Origin of the sequence: Terriglobus sp. YAF25 (genome assembly GCF_052113305.1) — a bacterium.
In the GTDB taxonomy this organism is placed as follows: Bacteria; Acidobacteriota; Terriglobia; order Terriglobales; family Acidobacteriaceae; genus Terriglobus.
The window spans coordinates 1-1,720 of sequence record NZ_JBFRCY010000859.1; the positions used below are offsets into that span (position 1 = coordinate 1).

The 1,720-nt window shown below is 59.0% G+C and carries 2 protein-coding genes; both read left to right on the forward strand.

All coding sequences use genetic code 11. The features are described from left to right. Positions 1-1,065, forward strand: a 1,065-nt coding sequence (locus AB4043_RS24555) for a glycosyltransferase family 4 protein (protein WP_442308397.1), incomplete at its 5' end; no start/stop codon positions are given. A gap of 64 nt (positions 1,066-1,129) precedes the next feature. Then, positions 1,130-1,720 (forward strand): Wzz/FepE/Etk N-terminal domain-containing protein (locus AB4043_RS24560; protein ID WP_442308398.1); only part of this gene is annotated, 591 nt, incomplete at its 3' end.

Below are 1,720 nucleotides of genomic sequence, written 5' to 3' on the forward strand. Positions count from 1 at the left end.
GTCTCGTCACGATGGCTCAAGGCGGCACGGTACCTCCATGGAGCTGCGAAGTTGTTGGGCCGGACGTATGACTGGCATCACAATCTGCTGGCTTCCCGGGCCTTTGGACGGGAGTTTGCCCGGCGCCTGAAACATGGCGACTACGACATTGTCTATGCGCCGCTTGCTTCGACCGAGATCGCCTATCTTAAGACAAATCTGCCGATTGTCTACCTGACGGACATGACATTTGCTTCGGGAAAGTCTTACTACAACTCATTCTCGAACCTGCTGCCGTTCACTGACCGCGAGGGAGCGACGATCGAGAAAAAAGCAACGACACGGGCAACGGCAATCGTTGCCCCTTCCGATTGGGTCGCGAAATCTTTCCAAGCTGACTACGGATACGACGCTTCGCGCCTTCACGTGGTCTCGTACGGCGCCAATCTGGAAGATCCTCCGACGCGAGACGAGGCCCTGGCACAACGGGATGTGAGTGTTTGCCGGCTGCTTCTGCTCGGTGTGAGCTGGGAGAGGAAGGGTGGCCCACTAGCGCTTGAAACCTTGAAGATGCTGCTTGCGAGCGGCGTCAAGGCGGAGCTGCTGATCTGCGGTTGCAAGCCTCCGGCAGGTGTCGGTCATCCGGCGATGCGGGTGCTTCCCTTCCTGCGCAAAGACAATCCGGCGGAAGCACTGGAACTTCGGAGTCTCTTGCTGACCTCGACGTTTCTGATCGTGCCTTCTGAGGCAGAGGCGTGGGGGTTTGTGTTTGGGGAGGCTTCGGCCTGCGGCCTGCCGTCCGTGACCCGCGACACCGGCGGCATCTCGAGTGTGGTCAAAGATGGAGTCAATGGATTGCTCCTGCCGGCGGACGCGAGCTCGGCAGAGTATGCGGCGCGCATCCGCGAAGTTCTGGATCGCCCGGGGCGTTACCGCGAACTGTGCATCTCCTCGCGCAACGAGTATGAGACGAGGTTGAACTGGGACAGCTGGGCGGCCCGCATGATGGAAATCTTTGCCGCGATAAAAGCGGCATCCCTGGCCGCACGCCGGGTGGATGCAAAGGCCGAGCAGGTGCCTCAGTGAGTATGATCCAGGGCAACGGAAGCGAAGGCTGTAGCGATCGACTGGGATACGATGGGAAGTGGATATGACACTGGGTACTGGAAATTTTGAACGCTCGGAGTTACTAGCCGGAGCTGAGCCGATCACGACCAGTCCACGCAACGTTGACCTGTTGGATGCTTTGCTGCTGTTGGCTCGGAGCTGGCGGGTGATTCTGCTGACGGCATTCGTCTTCTTTTTAGCAAGTTGCCTGGTAGCCTTCCTGCTTAAGCCGACGTTCACCGGCCAGGCCATGATCTTGCCCCCGGCGCAGCAACAATCCTCGGCCGCGGCGCTAAGTGGACAACTTGGCGCGCTTGCCGGATTCTCCGGCGGAGGCGCCGCAAGCCTGTTCAAGAATCCGGGCGACCTCTACGTCGGCATTCTGGAGAGCAATGTGATTGCGGATCGATTGATCGACCGCTTCAATCTGCGCTCGATCTATCACACGCAGACACTTGCGGATACCCGTGCGGCGCTGAAGGGCCATGCAGTCTTCAAGGCGGAAAAGAATGGACTGATCTCCATCACCGTCACCGACCGTGATGCACATCGCGCAAGCGATCTTGCCAATGGCTACGTTACCGAACTTCACAGACTGAACTCGACACTGGCCATTACGGAAGCAGCGCAGCGG